Genomic DNA, 19,396 nt, shown 5'->3' with positions numbered 1-19,396 from the left:
CGCCTACTGCGCATCCCCCAACAGCGCGGTCAGGCTCCAGGGAGCATCGCCTTTCTGATTGGCGATGTCGTCGACCTTCCAGCCGCCGTGCTCGCGCACCAAAGTGTAGAACAGCGTGACTTCCTCGCCGTTTTTGAACTGCACTTCCACTTCGGCCTTGTCGTCCAGTAGGATCGGCTGGCCGATCCGGACGTTGCTCGCTTCGCCGTCCTGGCCTGCAATGACAGGATCGAAATCGACCGCGCCGACATCACCCTCCGGCGTGTTGTCGAGATCTGCCTGGAGAAGCCTGTTCAGGTGGTCGGAAAAGAAGATCGAATAGGGCGAGGGCGCCTCGGCGTCGCTTCTATCGGTGTCGTAGCTGTAAAGCGCCTTGAGCAGCGCTTTCGGCGTCTTGTAGGTCTCCGCCGCGGCGGGCAGGGCCGCGAAGGCCGAGACGGCAAGGGCGAGGATGAATGTGGACAGACGCATGCAGGCTCTCCTCGGATGGGTGGAGAATCATAGCCGAAACGAGCGTCAACGTGGAGCGGCATTTTCGGAGGGTACAGCATGGCCGCCGGCCCGGCCGTTTCCGGGCGGTGCCCGCGACGACCGCCGGAAGAGTCTCACCGGTGGGGCTCGCAAGACTGCTAACCCCACCGGTGTTGACAGCCGCCTACGACGCATCTCTGGTTGGCGGCAACTGTCGTGCTAGACCAGCGCCTCATGTGCGAGGTTCGGAGACGACAGCTCGAAGACGTCCTTTACGGCCAGCGTGAAGTCGTGGCTGGTGGCGTTGCCGGCGGCGTCATAGGCCTCGGCGGTGAAGGTCAGGCTGTGGGTGCTTTCGTAGTCGATCGCCGCCTTGGTCTGGATCTTGTTGCCGACGAGCTTGAAGATGCCGTCGGCATTATCGGTCAGCCGCCACTTGACCACGCCGCCTTCCGGATCGACGGCGGAGAGCAGGCCGACCGAGGTGCCGATCGCGACATTCTCGGAGATCGAGCTGCGCGAGAAGGAGAGCTTGATCGGCGCTTGGTTGACCGGGGCCTCGTTGACGTCGAGCACGTTGATGGTGATGTCCTTCTCGACGGTGACCTTACCGTCGGAGACCGCCACCTTGATCGTGTGCGACTTGGCCGTCTCGTAGTCCAGCGCCTTCGAGGTGACGATGCGGTTGCCCTTCAGCCGGAAGTGGTCGCCGGCGCCGTCGATGAGCGTGTAGGTGAGGGCGTCGCCATCGGCGTCCTTGGCGCTGAGCAGGCCGACCGTCGTCCAGATCGGGGTGCTCTCGGAAAGGGCGGTTTTCGAGAGCTGAATATTGGTCGGTGCGGCGTTGTGATCGGCCGTGAACCTTCCCTTGGTGAAATCGTAGACGCCATCGGCAAAACGTGCGAACTCGACGTTATTTAGCGTATCCGTCCCTTCCTTGGCGCTCGTCAGAATGTGATCGCCATTGTTCGTCGAGAAGGAGTAGTTGGCGAAATTGCTGGAGAAGACCGCCGTGTCGATGCCGGCGCCGCCAAACAGCACGTCGTTGCCCGCGCCGCCTTCGAACCTGTCGTTGCCGTCAGTCCCGAAGAAATAGTCGTCGCCGGCGCCGGTCTTGACGTCCATGCCGAAGGCGCTGCCGAAAATATCGACGTGGTGGTTTGCCAGCTCGTCGGAGAGGTCGACATGGGCGCTGTCCGTCAATACCAAGGAGAGTACGTCGCTCTCATAGCCCAGCTTGTCATATATGACGATCTTGTCGAAGCTATCGAATTGGGCGGCCGAAGCGAAAACCTGGGCTCCTGCTGTTTCAAGAATTTCGACGTTTTTGATCGTGAATCCGGCAAGCCCGATGAACTCCTCTCCAGGGCCTAAAGTCGGCTCGATCACACGCAGCGTATCCGTGCCGGCGCCGCCATCGATCGTTCCGGAAAGCGCGGAAGAGTGTGTCTGCAGGTTGATGGCATCATTGCCATCGCCGGCGTCAATGTCGAAGATTTCAGGAGCGGTGGACACATTGTCGCCGTCGGTGATCTTGTCATCGCCCGCGCCAGCCCTGATGATGTCATTTCCAGCGCCGCCGAAAATCTGGTCATTGCCCGCGCCGCCGTCGAGAATGTCGTTACCACCAGCGCCGGTCAACCGGTCATTGCCGCCGCCGGTCCTGACGTCGATGCCGAAGGCGGTGCCTTTGATCTCCGCCCCACGGTTTGCAAGTTCTTCGGAAAGATCGAGATGCGCGCTGTCGGTCAACGTCAGCTGGGCGAGGAGGTTGCTCTCGCCCTCGTTATAAACAATTTTTTCGAAGCTCTCGAACTGCGCGGCCGACCCGGAAACCATCGACCCCGCGGTTTCAAGAATTTCGACATTCTTGACCGTCAGGCCGGTCAGCTTGGAAGTCTGCAGCTTGTCGGTGCCGGCGCCCCCGTCGATTATTCCGGAAAATGCGACAGCGTAGGTCTCTAAGTCGATGCTATCATTGCCGTCGCCTGCATCAATATCGAAGACTCCGGATCCTTCGATGGAAAAGACATCGCCATCGACGATTATATCGTCGCCCGTTCCGCCTCGGATGACGTCATTTCCGGCCCTACCGTAGATATAGTCGTTGCCCTCACCACCGATCAGCAAGTCATTTCCGTCCTTGCCGTCTAAGACATCATTTCCCACGCCTGCGTTGAAAATATCGTTGCCGTCCGTTCCGTACAAGCGGTCTTCGCTGCTCCCGGTCGTGACGTCGATGCCCGAGACTCTGCCATAGATGTGCACTGTGCCGCTTGCCAGTTCGTCGGAGAGGTCAACATGGGAGCCATCTGTCAAGCTCACGGTGATGTCCATGCCTTGATACTGACTGACGATCTTGTCGAAGCTTTCGAGCTGTGCGGCCGATGCGAGCACAGTTTGTGGCCCGGTCTCGAGGATTTCGAAGTTCTTGATCGTCAGGCCCGTGATATCGGCGGCTTGCAGTTTGTCGGTGCCGGCGCCGCCGTCGACTGTTCCGGATACCGTAGTGAACATACCCTTCGATACAGCCACGGTGTCATTGCCAATACCGCCATCGATATTGAAAGTCTCAGGAACGTCCGAAAAAAAATCGCCATCAACAATTGTGTCGTCGCCCGCGCCCCCTTTGATGACGTCATTGCCGAGGCCGCCGAACAGCCGGTCATTTCCGTCCCCACCATTCAGCGTGTCATTGCCGGTTTCGCCATTGATCAAATCGTTGCCGATTCCGCCGTTCAGCGTGTCTGCCCCGCCGCCAGCCAGTATGGTGTCGTTGCCTGCGCCGGTTGTGATGACATTGGCGCTGCTTGAGCCTGTCACCGCTGCGGAAACCGATCCCAGCTCATCGGCAAGGTCTGAGGCGCCCGAACCCGAAATTTGGAGGGTGACAGCGGCCAGAGGATTAGCTTCGGAGTAGCGGATCACGTCGTAAGCTTCGAACTCGGCACCGGTTTTGGTAATCGGTGCGCCGTTCGTATTCAGAACATTCAAGGCCATATTCAAACTTTCCAAAAGATGTGTTGCTCTCTGAAAGAGCGGATGACGGGACGGTGGCCGCCGCATTCGGAGATTCGGCCGCCGTAAGTTGGAAGCTGCCAGCACTGGAGCGGTGCTGGTTTAAGCGGGGCGCGCCGACGCATTCAGTCGGCGCGGCTGATTTGATCGAGCCGTTCGGAGGTTGGTCCGCGTCCAAGGGCGCAGGGTGCGCCCTTGATCGGTAGCGGCGCGGGCTAGATCAAGGCGTCGTGCAGCAGGCTTGACGGCTCGAAGACGTCCTTCACGGCCAGCGTGAAGTCGTGGCTGGTGACGTTGCCGGCGGCGTCATAGGCCTCGGCGGTGAAGGTCAGGCTGTGGGTGCTTTCGTAGTCGATCGCCGCCTTGGTCTGGATCTTGTTGCCGACGAGCTTGAAGATGCCGTCGGCATTATCGGTCAGCCGCCACTTGACCACGCCGCCTTCCGGATCGACGGCGGAGAGCAGGCCGACCGAGGTGCCGATCGCGACATTCTCGGAGATCGAGCTGCGCGAGAAGGAGAGCTTGATCGGCGCTTGGTTGACCGGGGCCTCGTTGACGTCGAGCACGTTGATGGTGATGTCCTTCTCGACGGTGACCTTACCGTCGGAGACCGCCACCTTGATCGTGTGCGACTTGGCCGTCTCGTAGTCCAGCGCCTTCGAGGTGACGATGCGGTTGCCCTTCAGGCGGAAGTGATCGCCGGCGCCGTCGATGAGCGTGTAGGTGAGGGCGTCGCCATCGGCGTCCTTGGCGCTGAGCAGGCCGACCGTCGTCCAGATCGGTGTGTCCTCGGACAGCGCGGTTTTCGAGAGCTGGATACTGGTCGGCGTGGCGTTGCTCTTGGGCGTGAAGACTTCCGTGGCGAAATCATAAACGCCATCGGCAAACCGCGCAAATTCGATGCCTTTCAGCGTATCCGTCCCTTCCGCGGCGCTTGTCACGACGTGATTGCCATTGTCGAGCGCGAGGGAATAATTGGCGAAATTGCCTGAGAATATCGCGGTGTCGGTGCCGGCGCCGCCATCGATGGCATCGTCGCTGGCGCCGCCGGTCAATTTGTCATCGCCGGCATTGCCATTGAGAACATCGTTGCCGCCGCTGCCGTCGAAAATGTCGTTGCCGTCGGTGCCAGTAAACTCGTCGTCGCCGCTACCTGCCTTGACGTCAATGCCGGAGGCGTGGCCATCGATGAAAGCTCCGAGATTTCCCAGTTCGTCGGAGAGATCGAGATGAGCGCTGTCCGTCAGAGCCACCGCTGCCCGAAAGTCGCCGAATGGATCGGTTGACCAGACGATCTTGTCGAAGCTTTCGAGCTGCGCGCTCGAACCGGCGACCGACCATCCGGCGGTTTCAAGAATCTCGACGTTCTTGATCGTCAGGCCCTGGAGCGAGCTTATCTGCAACGTATCGATCCCGGCGCCGCCATCGATCGTTCCGGAATTCATTGGGGCGAATGTCTCAAGAGTTATGGCATCGCTACCGTCGCCCGCATCGATATCAACCACTTCAGAGGCAAGACCAAAAAGCTCACCATCCGAGATCGTATCGTTACCCGCGCCGCCTCTCATAATGTCATTTCCGATGTCGCCCCAGAGCTGGTCATTGCCGTCACCGCCATTCAGCGTGTCATGGCCATCGCCGCCATGAAGCTGATCGTTTCCGACCTCGCCGTTCAGCGTGTCATTGCCGTCACCGCCCTTGATATTGTCATTGCCGGCGCCTGTGGTGATCGCATTGTTCCCGCTTGAGCCGGTGATATTGGCGGAGCCTGAGCCCAGCTCGTCGGAAAGGTCTACCGTGCCGGAATCAGAGATGACCAGGTTGACCGCGACGAGAGGGTTGATCTCGGAGTCGCGGATGACGTCGTAGGCTTCGAACTCGGCCCCGGTCTTTGTAATCGTGGCGCCGTGCGTCTCGAGGATATTCAAAGGAGTAGGCGGCTCGGTGCTATTGACCGTGAAAGTCTGGGTGGCGAAATCGTAGACGCCATCGGCAAAGCGCGCGAGTTCGACCTCCGTCAGTCTGTCCGTGCCCTCAAGTACGCTGGTGACAACATAGCTTCCGTTTTCGAACCCAAGGGAGTAACTCGCGAAATTGCCTGAAAAGACCGCCGTGTCGACCCCGGCGCCGCCATCGATGGTGTCGCTGCCGTCGCCGCCGGTCAATCTGTCGTTGCCGTCGTTGCCATCAATGATGTCGTTGCCGCCACCGCCGTCGAGAATGTCGTTTACGCCGCTGCCCCTCAATTCGTCATTGCCGTCGCCTGTTTTGACGTCGATGCCGGAGAAGCCGCTGACAAGAGTGTCGAGAACCCCCAGTTCGTCGGAAAGATCGAGGTGGGCGCTGTCCGTCACGGTCAAAGAGGGGTCAAAATTGAAGAAGGGATCGGTTGACCTGGCGATCTTGTCGAAGCTTTCGAACTGCGCGCTCGAGCCGCTTACCTGGAAATCGGCCAGTTCAAGCACTTCGACGTTCTCGATCGTCAGGCTGCGGAGCGCCGAGGCTCGCAAGGTGTCGATCCCGGCACCGCCATCGATCGTTCCCGATTTCGTTAGAGCGAATCGCTCAATGGTTACTGTATCGTTGCCCTCGCCGGCGTCGATGTCGATGATTTCAGGTTGCGGGCCACCAGGTCCCCACACAAAGTCAAAACCACCATCAGTAATTCTGTCGTTGCCATCACCGCCGATCAGCTTGTCGTTGCCCGCATCACCGTAGATCGTGTCGTCGCCGTTGCCGCCGCTCAGCGTGTCTGCGCCGTCGCCGCCCGAAATCGTATCGTTGCCGGCGCCCGTGCTTATCGTGTTGTCGCCGCTTGTGCCGATTACGTTTGCGGAAACCGAGCCCAGCTCGTCGGCCAGATCCACCACGGACGAATCGGAAATGGTGAGGGAGACTGGGGCGGAAGGATTGGCTTCGGAGTTGCGGATCACATCGTAGGCTTCGAACTCAGCGCCGGTCTTGGTAATTGTGGCGCCGTTCGTGTCCAGAATATTCAATGCCATATATATCTTTCCCCAAAAGATGCGTTGTTACTCGGCAATATGAGACATCCCCGAAAGAGCTGTTTTATTGCTCAGCGGATGACAACCCCCGGGGATCTATGCCAACCCCCGATTAAGTTTTCAATGCAAAATTGTGTCTTTTCATTGCATTTTTAATGAAAAACTAAGGATGACATACTGGGGAGCGATTTTTATTTTGAGAACTCAAAGCCATATTATGGTTTTCTAAATAGTATTGCCTTTCATTCTCGACTTGGATACGCTCGCGAAGATTGTGTTTTCAGCCAACTCTTCCATAGTGCCGCGTCGGGCGGCCATCCGCGTAGCCATCGCAGGTTGGTGGTGGGCTTCGGCTTGTTCCGGCTTCCCGAGCGGGGCTCATACGAGCTTGAATGGTCAGCGGGCATTCGCGAAGGGGCGCAACTGAGGCTTCGTTGACACCCTTCCGACCAAGAACATAATGGGAACATAAACTTCTGCCGGCGGGGGAAACAGCATGTGCGGACGCATATTCGTCAGGACGTCTCTTGAGGAGCTGATCAGCAATTTCCCCTTCGCCGTGAAGGGCGGGGATATTGACGGGCTTGGAAATCGCTTTCCCCGGTGGAACGGCGCGCCGTCGCAGGATTATCCCATCATCGTCAGAGACATCGTGCGCGAGCCGGATACATCAGGTCCCATCTTCGCCGCCGCCCGCTGGGGGCTGATGCCTTCCTGGGCTAAGCCCGGCGGGCGGCCGTTGGTCAATGTCCGCTGTGAGACCGTCGCTTCCAACGGCATGTTCCGAGCGGCATACCGTTCGCGCCGGGGCCTGGTGCCGATCAACGGCTTCTTCGAATGGAAGGATATTTTCGGGACCGGCAAGAACAAGCAGCCTTATGCGATCGCGATGAAAGACGGCTCCGCCTTCGCGCTCGCCGGCATCTGGGAGACCTGGAAGGATGAGAACGGCGTGTCGATCCGCAACTTCGCCATCCTCACCTGCGAGCCGAACGAGATGATGGCTACGATTCACGACCGCATGCCCGTTATCCTGTGTCGCGATGATTACGAGCGCTGGCTGTCTCCCGAGCCGGACCCGAACGATCTGATGAAACCTTTCCCGGCGGAACTGATGGTGATGTGGAAAATCGGCCGGGATGTCGGCTCGCCGAAGAACGACAGGCCCGACCTCATCGACGAGGTCGAGGACGATTCCGAGCCGACGCTGATCTAGGATACTTCCGGCAAGCCGCGGCGATCTTGCTTCCGGAATTGCTCTGATGTCACCGGCTCGGGCGGGAGCCATTCGCGAAACCATGCGGCAAACACATCCTCACGAGGAGAGGACCACGCATGCAAGACGATATCGCAACACTCCTGCGGTCGTTCCTCAACAATGCCCTTCGCAGACAGTCTCAGCGCCGCATTCGGGATTTCGGCGGCTATCAGGTCGGCAAGCGCCGCAACCTGCATGTCATCGAACCGATCGCGCGGGATACGGCGGAATTTCTCTGCGCCTATCTCTGCATCAGCCTGCGCGGCGAGCCGGCGAGCAAGGAAGGCGTTGCCTCCGCCATCGCAGCAGCCCTGAGGAACGTCTCCGACGAGCTTGCCTTCAAGCTGACCCGGCACAGTGACGAGGCGTGGACAACCCTCTGTCATTCTGTTGCGGAGTTTCTGGAAGGCTGCCTGCAGATCGACCACAAGCCCTATGACGGCTCTCTGACCGCGCAATCGGACTTTAACGGCTGGAAGAGCTGGGAGTTGATCACCAGCGGCGAGAAGCCGAAGGGGAAATGGCGCCACGCCTGGAAGGAAAAGCCCGGCGACGATTTCATCGGCTTTGACGGCGACGTCTGCATGGGACGGATCTTCAAGATCGACCTGATGGATTCGAGTGAGCGCTGGTATTGGCTGATCGCCGCCGATGGCAGCCCCCGGCGCGGCTGGCCGGCGGCGGGGTATGAAGCGAGCGCGAGGAGTGCAGCCTGTCGGGTGGAGCGAATTTATTTTGCGCTGGCGAGGGGCGAGGAGAGGATGGGGTTTGGGTGAGGAGGAGGCTAGGCCAGCTTGATGAGGCCGGCCTCGGTCGGCCGGAAACCGCAGGCGCGATAGAAGGAGGTCAGATGCGGCTGGAAATCGACATGCAGCCATTCGGCGCCGCGCTCGCGGGCAATCCGCGTGGCTTCCCTGACCAGCTGCGTCGCGATGCCCTGCCGGCGCATCTCGGGGTGAACGCAGGTGTCGAGAAGGAAGGCATGAACGCCGCCGTCCCAGGCGACGTTGACGAAGCCGACGAGCCTGTCGTCGTGATAGGCGCCGATATGGGCGAGGCTGCGAGGCAGGATGCGGGAGAAGTCAGGTGCTTCCGGTGTGTTCCAGGCGGCGTACCAGAGCGTGCTGAGTTCGGCGGGCGAGGGGAAGGGATCGATGCGGAATTCGGGCATGGGTGGGGACCGGTTTGTTCGTAAGCCTGGCTAATTTAGCAGGGTCCTTTGCGTTCACGGTTGGTGCCGCGAAACCCCAGCAGGGACTCGTAGCGAGCCAGGGGCGATACCTTAGACGCGCGTCCATATTCCCGTAGCGGAAATCCAACCTGCGCTAGCGCCCCGGCCGCCCGGTCTTCCCCCTCGTCCGGCCCTTGCGCTTCTGCTCGCCCGGCTCCTCATAGCTCCCGGCGCCGACGCGGCCACGCACCACCGGTCGCACGCCGTCATCGCGTTCCGGCTGTCCCTCCAGCAGCGGCGAGAAGCGCTTCGTACTCTTTGAGGCATCCGGCTTCTCCGGCACGCGGCCGATCACCGGTTTTTCGGTGCGGCCGACTGTCATCTCGTCGAGGTCGTTCTTGCGGAAGAGGCTCTTGCCGGCGGGGGTGGTGGGGTCGCGGCCCATTTCATCGAGATCGGGTTTGCGGAAGAGGGGCGTGGTCGTGTCGGTGCCTGGGCCAATGTCGTCGAGGGAGGGGCGCGAGAAGTAGGAGGATGTGGCTCCCTCATCCGCCCTGCCGGGCACCGTCCGGGGTCGAGCCGCTTGTCTCGATCCGTCCTCCGGCCCCCCGGCGGGGAGAAGGGACTCGCGGGTGGCCTTGGCGTTCCGCTTGATGCCTTCCATTGCCTTCGATTCTTCGCGCGCCATCGGGTCGTCCATGACCGCAAGCTCGGCGGCCTTGAGGCGTTTGATTTCGTCGCGCAGGCGGGCGGCTTTTTCGAAGTCGAGGTCGGCGGCGGCGTCGCGCATGCTTTTTTCGAGCGCATTGAGATGGGTCTGCAGGTTGTTGCCGACCAGGTTGCCGCCGTCGGCGAAGCCTTTGCCCGAGACGCCGGAGATGTCGGCGCGGACGTGATCGCGTTCGTAGACGCTGTCGAGGATGTCGGAGATCTTGGCCTTGACCGATTCCGGGGTGATGCCGTTTTCGAGGTTGTAGGCCATCTGCTTTTCGCGCCGGCGGGCGGTCTCGTCCATCGCCCGCTGCATCGAGCCGGTGACCTGGTCGGCATAGAGGATGACCTTGCCGTCGACGTTACGCGCTGCACGACCAATGGTCTGGATCAGCGACGTCTCCGAGCGCAAAAAACCTTCCTTGTCGGCGTCGAGAATGGCGACGAAGCCGCATTCCGGAATGTCGAGGCCCTCGCGCAAAAGGTTGATGCCGACGAGCACGTCGAAGGCGCCGAGGCGGAGGTCGCGGATGATCTCGATGCGCTCCAGCGTGTCGATGTCGGAGTGCATATAGCGCACCCGCACGCCCTGTTCATGCAGATATTCGGTCAGGTCCTCGGCCATGCGCTTGGTCAAAACGGTGCAGAGGGTGCGGTAACCCTTGGCCGCGGTCTCGCGGATCTCGCCGAGCACGTCGTCGACCTGGGTGCGGGCCGAGCGGACCTCGACCGGCGGGTCGATCAGGCCGGTGGGCCGGATCACCTGTTCGGCGAAGACGCCGCCGGATTGTTCCATCTCCCAGGCGCCGGGGGTGGCCGAGACGGCGATGGTGTCGGGGCGCATGGCGTCCCATTCCTCGAAGCGCAGCGGCCGGTTGTCCATGCAGGAGGGCAGGCGGAAGCCGTATTCGGCCAGCGTCGCCTTGCGGCGGAAGTCGCCGCGGTACATGCCGCCGATCTGCGGAACGGTGACATGGCTTTCGTCGATGAAGACGAGGGCATTGTCGGGAATGTATTCGAACAGGGTCGGCGGCGGATCGCCGGGGTCGCGGCCGGTCAGATAACGCGAATAGTTCTCGATGCCCTGGCAGGAGCCGGTCGCTTCGAGCATCTCGATATCGTAGCGGGTGCGCTGTTCCAGGCGCTGGGCCTCCAGCAGGCGGCCGGCCTTTTCCAGCTCGGCGAGGCGAAGCCTGAGCTCCTCCTTGATCGACTTGATGGCGCCGTTCAGCGTCGGGCGCGGGGTGACATAGTGCGAATTGGCGTAGATCTTCACCGATTTGAGATCGCCGACCTTCTGGCCGGTCAAGGGATCGAATTCGGTGATGGCGTCGATCTCGTCGCCGAACATCGAGATGCGCCAGGCGGCATCCTCAAGGTGGGCGGGGAAGAGCTCGATCGTGTCGCCGCGCACGCGGAAGGAACCGCGGGTGAAATCCATGTCGCGGCGCTTGTATTGCTGGGCAACGAGGTCGGCCAGCAATTGACGCTGGTCCAGCCGGTCGCCGACCGACATCTGGAAGGTCATCGCCGTATAGGTCTCGACCGAGCCGATACCGTAGATGCAGGAAACCGAGGCGACGATGATGCAGTCGTCGCGCTCGAGCAGCGAGCGCGTCGCCGAGTGGCGCATGCGGTCGATCTGCTCGTTGATCGAGCTTTCCTTCTCGATATAGGTGTCGGAGCGCGGCACATAGGCTTCCGGCTGGTAATAGTCGTAGTAGGAAACGAAATATTCCACCGCATTGTTGGGGAAGAAGTTCTTGAATTCGGAATAGAGCTGGGCAGCCAGGGTCTTGTTCGGCGCCAGAATGACGGCCGGGCGCTGCGTCGCCTCGATCACCTTGGCCATGGTGAAGGTCTTGCCGGAGCCGGTGACGCCGAGCAGCACCTGGCTGCGGTCGCCATTCTCCAGCCCCTCGACGAGATCGCGGATCGCCGTCGGCTGGTCGCCGGCCGGCTCATAATCCGATTTCATCAGGATGCGGATGCCGCCTTCGGACTTGTCGGGACGGGCAGGGCGGTGCGGCGTCCAGATCTTGCCGTTCTTGTGCAGCGGATTGCCGCTCTCGATCAGCTTCGACAGCGCCTCGACCGTGGCGGTGACGCCGCCGGGCGAGATATTGCCGGCATCCTCCAGCGAGATATCAAGGCCGGCGACCGGGTTGAGCCCGGCGGCGGCACGCGTCTTCGGATCGCTGGAGCCGCCGATGGAGACGCCACGCGCGGTCTTGCCCACCGTCGCCTTCTTGTTGACGCTGACGGCTTCGGGATGCTTGCGCGCCGCGTTTTCCACCGCCTTGCGATGCTTGCCCGCCTTGGAGGCGATATCACGCTGGCTCTCGACGCCCGATGCTTCCGCATCCGCCTCGAGCTGCTTCACCCAGTCGGCAACGGAGCCTGAAAGCGGGGCGCCTTCAAAGGACGATTGCGGGGCTTCCTCGAAGCCATTCGGGGCGGGGGATTTCTTCGGAGATTTGGCCATGGCGGGAATATGGAGAGAGTCAGCGCGAAATGGAAGAGGGAAAGAGTACAAAAGGGAAACGAATGAATCGTTCGGATTGGTGAACAATGTTGGCGCGGAATGTTGGTCAGGCGGCTGGTGGCTCATACGAACCTCAGCTGCGAAGCTCTCGCCGCCGAACTCAAGCAGGAGCGGGCCAAGCTGGACGATTTGGCGAAGCAGCAGATCAGCGCGGCGAATGGCAATGCCTTCGGCGTCTTTCTCGTCGGCGTCCCGATCGGCAGCGTTGCCGGAGGAGACAAGGAAGGCGAAATTGCCGCATCAAAAGGCAAGGTTTCCGCCCTGCAGTCCGCCTGCATGAGCAAGGGTTGTAAGCTGCCCGGCTGACCGTCGTGGTGACGAAGGAGGTCGAACCGAACCGAATTCGGGCATTGGCTATCGATGACGGTTCTGCCGCTCGCATGAGCAAGGGGTATATCGGCCCTTTTGGTCAGTTCCCGAGTCAGGGCGACAACCAGCGGCTCCTTGTGGCGTCCGGCTGGCATGACAGGCTTTGTAGGCCGGCCCTTGCCAAAGAGTGCGCCGAGGACCTGCCGTTCACGGTCGCGTGTCGTACCGGAACTGGAAACGGCCCTTGGCAGTTACTGTCCTGTCGACCCAGCCTCAGGTGCCACTGCCATTAACGACCATTCCGCCTTCTGGAAGAAACCGATTTCGATCGATCTTGATACCGGCGAACGGCTGGTTCTCCGCTCACCGCAGGATGCACTTTTTGCACTGGTCTCCGACTGGCCGGTCAATGGCGGCGTGCATCAGCAGAGAGCGATCGATTTCTGCCGCGCCTGGCTAGCGGGCCGCATGCCAGCTGAAACCGTACGGCAGGCATTTATCCTCGCGGCGCTGGAGGCCGGGGTGCCGATCGCGGATGATGAGAATGGGACCACAAGTTCCGTTGAAAATCCTGCGGTGTAAAGGAAGTGACATAGCATATCACACGCGCACGACGGAACGAAGCAATCCGGACTGGCCCTACATCGGGCTGGGGTTGCAACACGACATGATATTGTACCTGAGAAAGAACGACTATCGCTGCCATGATAAACGGCTGCGTTATTATGATTTTCCGGAATTGCGGTACATGAAGTACTAAGGAAGTGGACGCTTGGCAGCCTCGCCGAGCACTTCCCTTGGACGTGGTCAGCATCAAAGATCGCTGCGCGGTCGGCCGAGGCAGATCGCTCAGCGCTTGACCAGCACGTGCGCACGCACTGGCTGCTCGATGCCTTTGAGCGTCAGCGTGCGCTCCTCCGCTCCGGCAATGAGCGCGGCGGCCATTGCCGCCGTTTCGGCGGAGAGGAGGATCTCGCCGGCCGCCGCCTGGGATTCAAGTCTCGCGGCCTGATTGACGACGCCGCCGATGGCAGTGAAATCGCTGCGGAAGCTGGAGAATTCGCCGATCTGAACCTCGCCGGAATGAATGCCGACGCCGACACCGAGGGGGCGGCCGGGCGCGGCGTCGGGCGCCAGGCTATTCAGCGCCGCGGCGCAGTTTCGCTGGATCGCCTGCGCCGCCAGGATCGCTGCGGCGGCGTGATCCTTCCTGGTGATCGGGAAATTGAAAATTGCCATCAGGCCGTCGCCCATCTGCTTGTTGACGATGCCGTCATGCGCCCAGATCGCCTGGGCGCAGCGATCCTGGAAGAGGCTGACGATTTCGGTTAAGCGCACCGCCTCGATCCGCTCCGAGAGATCGGTAAAGCCCCTGATATCGGCAAACAGGATGGTGGCGTCGACGGTGATCTGGCGCTGCTTTTTGACATATTGGAAGGATCGTTCGCAGATCGTGCAGATGTCAGGGTTCATCTTGCTGCGGGTGATGCCGAAGGCGCGGAAGGGCAAGGCGAGCGGGCCGCCAATGGGGATCGGCATATGCATCTGGTCCCAGCAGCCGCGGCAGATCCTGGCGCTGCCGTGCCTGGCCGGCTCCCCGTAAGTGGATTCTGTCGTCATATCGCACAATCCGTCCACACTGGCCCACACCAAGCTTCTGTCAGTCCGAGGATTTTGGCAACTCTTCCATTTGGCTCGGGGTCACCTTTCGTCCCCGAGGGATATTGCCCGAACTCAGCGCGGGGCCGTTGCTGCAACGTACGCGGCGAAAATACGGTCACACTTGTTACTCCCACTGTTCGAATTCCGCTGCGAAACTATGTCCGACCAATGCGCGAAGAGCCGCGGTTCGATGGAGAAGCACGGAAATTCGCCCCAATGAGGAGATCGAAGCGATGACTGCAACAGCCAAGAATGGAACGGGCGGACAGTCCATACAGAAACCCCCGGTCGTATCGCCGGATGCGTGGGAGGCGGCCCGCAAGCAACTGCTGGTGAAGGAGAAGGCTCAGACCCGTGCCCGTGATGCGCTCGCCGCCGAACGTCGGCGCATGCCGTGGATGGCCGTCGAGAAGAATTACGTTTTTGAAGGGCCTGAGGGCAAGGTCAACTTGCGCGACCTGTTCGAGGGCAGGCATCAGTTGATCGTCTACCGCGCCTTTTACGAGCCCGGCGTTTTCGGCTGGCCCGATCATGCCTGCCGCGGCTGCTCGATGGTGGCCGACCAGGTCGCTCATGTCGCCCATCTCAACGCCCGCGACACGAGCCTGGTCTTCGCCTCGCGCGCGCCGCAAGTCGAGATCGCGCGGCTGAAGGCGCGGATGGGATGGAACATGCCATGGGTGACCATCACCGACAGTTTCGACAAGGATTTCGGCGTCGACGAATGGCACGGCACCAATGTTTTCTACCGCGACGGCGAACGCATCTTCCGCACCTATTTCGTCAATAACCGCGGCGACGAACAGATGGGTGGCACCTGGAACTATCTCGACATTACGCCGCTTGGCCGGCAGGAGGTCTGGGAGGATTCACCCGAGGGCTATCCGCAGACGCCGACTTACAAATGGTGGAACTGGCACGACAGCTACGTTCCGGATGCGGCGCCGGACAAGAAATGGGTCGAAGTTTCCGACGCTGGCGAGGCGGCGTTCCGGGCCGAGAGCGCCAACGAGAAGCCGTGAGCCATGCCTACGGTCAGCACGCATTCCAAGGCGTGAAATCTGAAGGATGAAGCCTCGAGGACGAGGGAGGGGTGGCTGGCACCTGTCGGAGGCCCTAGCCGGGCCAGGCGGAGGCATGTGGAATAAGCTCTGTTGCCTTGCCGGCCACAGACCATGCATAGTGGCAGGCGACGCGGAGGGGCCGATGACCAGATTGCATGCGCTTGCCTTAATGGTGTTTCTCGCGCCCGCCGCGGCGCATGCCGAGCGTCGCTGCGGCTGGCTGGACAATCCTTCGATGGCCAAATGGTTGCTCATGGATGCCGGCGGCGGCTGGACCATCATGGATAACGGTAGCGGCTACAAGGCGGCCGAGGGAATGGACAAGATCCCGGACCTGACCGCCGGCGAATTTGTCTACACCTATGGTACGCACGGTTATGCCTGCGCCTGCATGAACGTCGATACGGACGGCGAGGAAGGGATCACGCGCATTCACTCCGTCCGGCAATTGCCGCTCTCGCGGTGCCGCAACGACCCCGCCGTCAGGCGGTTCTTCGATAAGGTTCAGTGACGACGCAGCGAAGGCCCGCCGCCCCCTCGCTGCGTGCGGTCTTGCGAAATTGGTTACCATTTTCCCGGCGCATCTCTTCGGAAACGGAAACCTTCGAGCGTGAGTCCGCGTTATCTCCGTGGCCGACGGTGCGCCTGCCGGCGAGAACGGGAGGAGGATGTTTCATGAAAGTCATGATCGTGGAAGATGAGGGGTTTATCGCCCTGGAGCTTGAACGCATCGCCCAGGACGCCGGGCACCAGACGGTCGGGCCGGTCTCGACGGTGGAGCAGGCTCTTGCCTATGCCCCGAGAAGCGACATCGCGCTTGTCGATCTCAGCCTTGCCGACGGCCAGAGCGGCGCCCAGCTCGCCCGCCGGCTGATCGACCGCTATGGCGTCGACGTCATCTTCGTGACCGGCAGCCCGGAGAATGTCGGAAACGGTATCGAAGGCGCGCTGGACGTCATTCCCAAGCCCTTCACCGACGACAGGATTGCCGGCGCGCTCTCGCGGGCGCAGGCTTTGCGCAGGGACTTCGATGGCAGCAATGCCATCATGTGACCGCGCGAGGTGAAGCGCGGCGTCCGGCCGCCGATGCAAGCAGGAGCTTGCCGGAGGAAGCATGCACTGATTGCCAGTGCTCTCGCACTGACGGGAAGTCGCCGGCCTCAATGAAGCCAGCGCCACCTTGATCGAATGCCTCGACGGCAAGGTAACAGATCACCATCAAGGATATCGGGGCCTTCGTCGCGGCCTTGGCCGAGCGACGCGAACAGGTGTTCAACAAGCGTTTCGATATTGCCGGCGACGAATTGTCTGGCGAGCAGCAGGCGAAGATCCTGTCCGAGGCGCTCGATCGACCGATACGCTACCAGGAATTGCCGATCGCCGCGAGCGGCAGCAGAGCTTGGCGCTGATGTTCGAATGGTTCGATCGCACCGGCTACGACGCCGATATCGCCGCCTGCGCGGGATTTTCCCGATGTCGCTGGCACAGCTGTGCCGATTGGGCCGCGGCTTCGATTGGAGCGTTCTCGGCAAGGCGGCCACCTGATACACTCTCCGCTGCCCCGGCTTGAACCGGGGACGACGGAGAGCCGGATCCGCCTCGCGCAAGGCGACGGATCGCTCAGCTCTGCAGCGATCGACCATCGTTCTTGAAGAGGGAGGTTTCGATGCCATCGAGTTTCAATGTCGAAAGTGCGGATGGTTATGAGCGGCTGATGGGGCGCTGGAGCAAGAAGCTGGCGCCGATGCTGATCGATTTCGCCGGGTTGGCGGATGGGGATCGTGTGCTCGACGTCGGCTGCGGCACCGGCAGCCTGACATTTGCGCTGGCTGAAAAACCAAGCCTGCAAGAAATCGCCGCCATTGACTATTCGCCGGTTTTCGTCGAGGCGGCAATGCGGCGCAATACCGATCCGCGCATTGCCATTCGGCAAGCCGATGCCTGCGCGCTGCCGTTCGAAGATAACCGCTTCGACAGAGCGATGTCCCTGCTCGTGCTGCATTTCGTGCCGGAAGCGGGCAAGGCGGTGGCCGAGATGGCCCGCGTCGTGCGCCCCGGCGGCGTGGTCGCGGCCACCGTCTGGGATCACTATGGCGGCATGTCCGGTATGCGGATGATGTGGGACACGGTCGTCATGCTCGACGAGAACGCGCTGCCGCTGCGCCGCAAATATTGCTTCCAGCCGATGATGCGGCCGGGCGAAATGAGAGAAAGCTTCGTCGCGCAGGGCCTCATCGACGTCGAGGAAACCTCGCTCTTGATCCGGATGGATTATCTTTCCTTCGACGACTACTGGCAGCCGATCGCCGCCGGCGAGGGGCCGCTCGGCAAGTATGTCTCCGAGCTGGAGGCAGGCAAGCGGGAGGCGGTCGATACCGCGGTGAGAGCGGCTTATGAGGCTGGGGAGCCGGATGGGCCCCGGTCGTTCGCGTCTGTGGCGTGGGCGTGCCGAGGGAAGGTTGTTTGAGATATTAGGCGCGGCCTACCCCATTCTCCTTCATTCCTGTGACGAGCACAGAAGTGAGGAAAGAAAGGTGAGGCGTCGCCCGCCGCCCGCTGGGGTGGCGATTACGCTTATGCGCTGCCGATCGTCGCGGCTGTCGCAGCGCTCGTAGTCGCCCTGCTCGGTTACGAGAAGAAGGATGTGCGCTTCGGCACGGATGAGGGTGAAGCGCCGCAGCGCGCGATGCACAGCGCCTGACTTATTTTCGAGGAGGCTGCGCCAAAGGCGCGGCCTCCTATGCGCTGCTCAATGTGGTGCTCGAAGGTAAGCCCTTCGCCTCCGGCGGCGGCTACCGCGAATAGGCGCCAGCCTGCGATAGATTCGCGGCCTGTTTTGCCTGGGGTCTGCTTCAACGGGGCGGCTCGCCTCCAAGGGCGACACGACTTTGCAGGCGCAGATGCGATCGTAGAAGACCTGTCCTTGCCAGGCGACGAACGGCAGGAGCCACCAGGCCATGGCCGCAACTGTCAGCATGACATAGTATCCCGTCCCGCCATCGTCGGGGATGGTATATCCGTCGCGCATCATGCGCAGCAACGTGTCGAAGTCTTCCGTGGGAAGAAGTGGAAACAGCGAAAGCACAAAGACGGTAACGCTGAAAAAGAGGCTAGGACTGAATTTCAGGAACTCGCGTTTGAACGTGATGCCGATGCCGGGATTTTGCCCATCGACAGACTGGACCTTCAGGCCCGCGAGCGACTTTCCGAGAGTGCGGCGGCCATTCGCGGAAAAGTAAGCGAACGCCCCCGCTACTAGTACAGTGTTTGCGACGCCTGACATTAGGATGGGATAGGCGGGCAACGGTGTGGTCACCGGATTGTTGTGTGCGTCAAGAGGAAAGGTCGGCATGCCACTCCAGACCCAATGCTCTGTATCTTCCGCAGCACCTGTTTGCAGGTATCTCTGCTTTCCTAAAGCGATTTGCGTTACTTCGCAGATAGAGGTCTCACGGGATTCGTTTCCTCTCAATGGCCATCCTGCGTCAATTCGCTGCGCGAGCTGATCTGGGACTGTCACGCCGCACCACGTGGATGTCCAGCCAGGGAAACGGAAATCCAGGTGGAATGCAGCTGAAATATGCGAGACGATTATCAGGATAACTGCCTGGAAGATGATGAAATCGATGGTGAAAGCTTCGAGGCGTCGCCAGAAATAGCGAGGAGGCAAAGTAACCGGCTGCGGCATCTCGGTGGTGTACGCCATATGCTCCCTAAAACATCGAGCCGCTGGTCCGGCGCATAGAATATCTTTCAACATCAAGTAGCAAATCTCGCCATAATTGATACAGGCTTTTGCGATTGTCTCGCGATGCGGTCTTGTGCCGAGAGTTGGGTCTGCGGTTATCCTGCATCACCGCCCACCGCCTGAGACGATCGGTCCGCTCCCTGGCCGTCGAATGGCGGCATGCTAGGGCAGCGCGCCGGTATCCTGCCGGATCGACCGTTTCCTCCACAGCCGAAATACCCATGCCATTTTCTCCCGCCGCTGTATGGCCCGTCGTCATGCTGTTTGCCTCCAACATTTTCATAACCTTTGCCTGTATGGCCAGCTCAAGCACAAGGGCACGGCCATCTTCCTGGACCTGACCGGGAACCACGCCATCGGCTTTGCGCTCATCGCAATCGAGCATCCTTCACCTTTCGGGCCTAAATTGTAGTTTTTTCAATAGATTACAAATC

The 19,396-nt window shown here is 60.9% G+C and carries 14 protein-coding genes and 4 pseudogenes; 11 read left to right on the top strand and 7 right to left on the bottom strand.

Annotated features, from left to right (window positions below; all coding sequences use genetic code 11):
* Positions 1-3: 3 nt before the first annotated feature.
* The 3 genes from A7X77_RS08310 to A7X77_RS08300 all read right to left on the bottom strand — a co-directional run bounded on the left by A7X77_RS08310 (position 4) and on the right by A7X77_RS08300 (position 6,494).
* Complete coding sequence (locus A7X77_RS08310) at positions 4-471, bottom strand: DUF3828 domain-containing protein (protein WP_064682483.1); 468 nt, start codon at positions 469-471, stop codon at positions 4-6.
* Between the two features lie 219 nt (positions 472-690).
* The gene (locus A7X77_RS08305) at positions 691-3,471 is read right to left on the bottom strand and encodes a metal-binding protein (protein WP_064682482.1); all 2,781 of its coding nucleotides are present in this window, start codon (positions 3,469-3,471) and stop codon (positions 691-693) included.
* 233 nt (positions 3,472-3,704) lie between these two features.
* On the bottom strand, positions 3,705-6,494 hold the full coding sequence (locus A7X77_RS08300; RefSeq protein ID WP_064682481.1) for a metal-binding protein: 2,790 nt from the start codon (positions 6,492-6,494) through the stop codon (positions 3,705-3,707).
* A gap of 496 nt (positions 6,495-6,990) precedes the next feature.
* Here A7X77_RS08300 and A7X77_RS08295 point away from each other — a divergent pair, with 496 nt between their 5' ends.
* Both A7X77_RS08295 and A7X77_RS32060 read left to right on the top strand, forming a co-directional pair.
* On the top strand, positions 6,991-7,710 hold the full coding sequence (locus A7X77_RS08295) for an SOS response-associated peptidase (protein WP_064682480.1): 720 nt from the start codon (positions 6,991-6,993) through the stop codon (positions 7,708-7,710).
* Between the two features lie 119 nt (positions 7,711-7,829).
* Positions 7,830-8,528 carry a hypothetical protein gene (locus tag A7X77_RS32060; RefSeq protein ID WP_156668092.1) on the top strand — a complete coding sequence of 233 codons (699 nt, stop codon included), beginning with the start codon at positions 7,830-7,832 and terminating at the stop codon, positions 8,526-8,528.
* 8 nt (positions 8,529-8,536) lie between these two features.
* Here A7X77_RS32060 and A7X77_RS08285 read toward each other — a convergent pair whose 3' ends face one another.
* A complete protein-coding gene (locus A7X77_RS08285; protein WP_064682479.1) occupies positions 8,537-8,923 on the bottom strand; it encodes a GNAT family N-acetyltransferase in 387 nt (128 codons plus the stop codon).
* 154 nt (positions 8,924-9,077) lie between these two features.
* Positions 9,078-12,119 carry an excinuclease ABC subunit UvrB gene (gene uvrB / locus A7X77_RS08280; RefSeq protein ID WP_064682478.1) on the bottom strand — a complete coding sequence of 1,014 codons (3,042 nt, stop codon included), beginning with the start codon at positions 12,117-12,119 and terminating at the stop codon, positions 9,078-9,080.
* Between the two features lie 114 nt (positions 12,120-12,233).
* Here uvrB and A7X77_RS08275 point away from each other — a divergent pair.
* A pseudogene (locus tag A7X77_RS08275) lies at positions 12,234-12,485 on the top strand (hypothetical protein); the annotation flags it as partial.
* Between the two features lie 180 nt (positions 12,486-12,665).
* Complete coding sequence (locus A7X77_RS08270) at positions 12,666-13,070, top strand: DUF982 domain-containing protein (protein WP_245293718.1); 405 nt, start codon at positions 12,666-12,668, stop codon at positions 13,068-13,070.
* Between the two features lie 267 nt (positions 13,071-13,337).
* On the opposite strand, the gene A7X77_RS08265 is transcribed toward A7X77_RS08270, so the two are convergent.
* Entirely contained in the window at positions 13,338-14,108 is a 771-nt protein-coding gene (locus A7X77_RS08265) for an adenylate/guanylate cyclase domain-containing protein (RefSeq protein WP_064682476.1), read from the bottom strand.
* A 275-nt stretch (positions 14,109-14,383) separates the two neighbouring features.
* On the opposite strand from A7X77_RS08265, the gene A7X77_RS08260 reads away from it, so the two are divergent.
* The 6 genes and pseudogenes from A7X77_RS08260 to A7X77_RS34265 form a co-directional block, all read left to right on the top strand.
* On the top strand, positions 14,384-15,172 hold the full coding sequence (locus A7X77_RS08260) for a DUF899 domain-containing protein (RefSeq protein WP_064682475.1): 789 nt from the start codon (positions 14,384-14,386) through the stop codon (positions 15,170-15,172).
* Positions 15,173-15,356: 184 nt separating this feature from the next.
* Positions 15,357-15,725, top strand: a complete 369-nt coding sequence (locus A7X77_RS08255; RefSeq protein ID WP_064682474.1) for a DUF4087 domain-containing protein — start codon at positions 15,357-15,359, stop codon at positions 15,723-15,725.
* Between the two features lie 164 nt (positions 15,726-15,889).
* Entirely contained in the window at positions 15,890-16,267 is a 378-nt protein-coding gene (locus A7X77_RS08250) for a response regulator (protein WP_064682473.1), read from the top strand.
* Between the two features lie 155 nt (positions 16,268-16,422).
* Positions 16,423-16,759, top strand: a pseudogene (locus A7X77_RS08245) (NmrA family NAD(P)-binding protein); the annotation flags it as partial.
* A 121-nt stretch (positions 16,760-16,880) separates the two neighbouring features.
* On the top strand, positions 16,881-17,681 hold the full coding sequence (locus A7X77_RS08240) for a class I SAM-dependent methyltransferase (protein WP_064682472.1): 801 nt from the start codon (positions 16,881-16,883) through the stop codon (positions 17,679-17,681).
* Positions 17,682-17,750: 69 nt separating this feature from the next.
* Positions 17,751-17,915, top strand: a pseudogene (locus tag A7X77_RS34265) (MFS transporter); the annotation flags it as partial.
* A gap of 48 nt (positions 17,916-17,963) precedes the next feature.
* Here A7X77_RS34265 and A7X77_RS08230 read toward each other — a convergent pair.
* Positions 17,964-18,920, bottom strand: coding sequence for an RDD family protein (locus A7X77_RS08230; RefSeq protein WP_064682470.1), 957 nt, complete (start codon positions 18,918-18,920; stop codon positions 17,964-17,966).
* Between the two features lie 263 nt (positions 18,921-19,183).
* Here A7X77_RS08230 and A7X77_RS33825 point away from each other — a divergent pair.
* Positions 19,184-19,326 (top strand): annotated as a pseudogene (locus A7X77_RS33825) (DMT family protein); the annotation flags it as partial.
* Positions 19,327-19,396: the final 70 nt, after the last annotated feature.

The sequence above is a fragment of the Rhizobium bangladeshense genome (assembly GCF_001662075.1).
GTDB classification, from domain to species: Bacteria; Pseudomonadota; Alphaproteobacteria; order Rhizobiales; family Rhizobiaceae; genus Rhizobium; species Rhizobium bangladeshense_B.
Note: the sequence above shows the minus strand (reverse complement) of the source record. Positions and strands in the feature narration are given on the sequence as shown.

What these genes read in the sequence shown, in the direction of transcription:
- A7X77_RS08310 (WP_064682483.1), bottom strand. Translation starts at nt 471, where the DNA reads ATGCGTCTGTCCACATTCATCCTCGCCCTTGCCGTCTCGGCCTTCGCG.
- A7X77_RS08305 (WP_064682482.1), bottom strand. Translation starts at nt 3,471, where the DNA reads ATGGCCTTGAATGTTCTGAATACGAACGGCGCACCGATTACCAAAACC.
- A7X77_RS08300 (WP_064682481.1), bottom strand. Translation starts at nt 6,494, where the DNA reads ATGGCATTGAATATTCTGGACACGAACGGCGCCACAATTACCAAGACC.
- A7X77_RS08295 (WP_064682480.1), top strand. Translation starts at nt 6,991, where the DNA reads ATGTGCGGACGCATATTCGTCAGGACGTCTCTTGAGGAGCTGATCAGC.
- A7X77_RS32060 (WP_156668092.1), top strand. Translation starts at nt 7,830, where the DNA reads ATGCAAGACGATATCGCAACACTCCTGCGGTCGTTCCTCAACAATGCC.
- A7X77_RS08285 (WP_064682479.1), bottom strand. Translation starts at nt 8,923, where the DNA reads ATGCCCGAATTCCGCATCGATCCCTTCCCCTCGCCCGCCGAACTCAGC.
- uvrB (WP_064682478.1), bottom strand. Translation starts at nt 12,119, where the DNA reads ATGGCCAAATCTCCGAAGAAATCCCCCGCCCCGAATGGCTTCGAGGAA.
- A7X77_RS08265 (WP_064682476.1), bottom strand. Translation starts at nt 14,108, where the DNA reads ATGACGACAGAATCCACTTACGGGGAGCCGGCCAGGCACGGCAGCGCC.
- A7X77_RS08260 (WP_064682475.1), top strand. Translation starts at nt 14,384, where the DNA reads ATGACTGCAACAGCCAAGAATGGAACGGGCGGACAGTCCATACAGAAA.
- A7X77_RS08255 (WP_064682474.1), top strand. Translation starts at nt 15,357, where the DNA reads ATGACCAGATTGCATGCGCTTGCCTTAATGGTGTTTCTCGCGCCCGCC.
- A7X77_RS08250 (WP_064682473.1), top strand. Translation starts at nt 15,890, where the DNA reads ATGAAAGTCATGATCGTGGAAGATGAGGGGTTTATCGCCCTGGAGCTT.
- A7X77_RS08240 (WP_064682472.1), top strand. Translation starts at nt 16,881, where the DNA reads ATGCCATCGAGTTTCAATGTCGAAAGTGCGGATGGTTATGAGCGGCTG.
- A7X77_RS08230 (WP_064682470.1), bottom strand. Translation starts at nt 18,920, where the DNA reads ATGGCGTACACCACCGAGATGCCGCAGCCGGTTACTTTGCCTCCTCGC.